The sequence below is a fragment of the Paenibacillus cineris genome (genome assembly GCF_018333335.1).
GTDB lineage: Bacteria > Bacillota > Bacilli > Paenibacillales > Paenibacillaceae > Paenibacillus_AQ > Paenibacillus_AQ favisporus.
This window is the reverse complement of sequence record NZ_BORU01000018.1, coordinates 1-504: the sequence shown is the minus strand read 5'-3', so window position 1 is coordinate 504 and position 504 is coordinate 1. Positions and strand designations below refer to the sequence as shown.

Genomic DNA, 504 nt, shown 5'->3' with positions numbered 1-504 from the left:
CCCCGGATCAAAGCTTGCTTACAGCTCCCCGAGGCAGTATCGTTGTTCGCCACGTCCTTCATCGGCTCCTAGCGCCTAGGCATCCTCCGTGTGCTCTTAGTAGCTTAACCATAATGACTCCTGTTTTACCCGATTCGTTTTCTTGTTTTGCGCAAGCGCAAAGCCAAAGGCTCTCATCGTTCAAAACACTCGTCTGCTACTTTTTACTTCTTGGTCTTTCAATGAAGACACAAGCAGCTAAAAGGATATTTCTAAAACGCAGATTCGTTTCGTTATCTAGTTTTCAAGGATCAAATTGAGAGTTTGAGCTCTCAAAACTGACCAACGAGTGAGTAACTAGCCGACCGGCTAGATTTAGTATTTGAATGCTTCCATCTCAGGAAGCGATTCTCCATAGAAAGGAGGTGATCCAGCCGCACCTTCCGATACGGCTACCTTGTTACGACTTCACCCCAATCATCTACCCCACCTTCGGCGGCTGGCTCCTTGCGGTTACCTCACCGA

The 504-nt window shown here is 47.8% G+C and carries 2 rRNA genes; both read right to left on the bottom strand.

The features are described from left to right. Window positions 1-110, bottom strand: a 23S ribosomal RNA gene (locus tag KI379_RS33705); the annotation flags it as partial. A gap of 287 nt (window positions 111-397) precedes the next feature. Then, window positions 398-504 (bottom strand): 16S ribosomal RNA (locus KI379_RS33700); the annotation flags it as partial.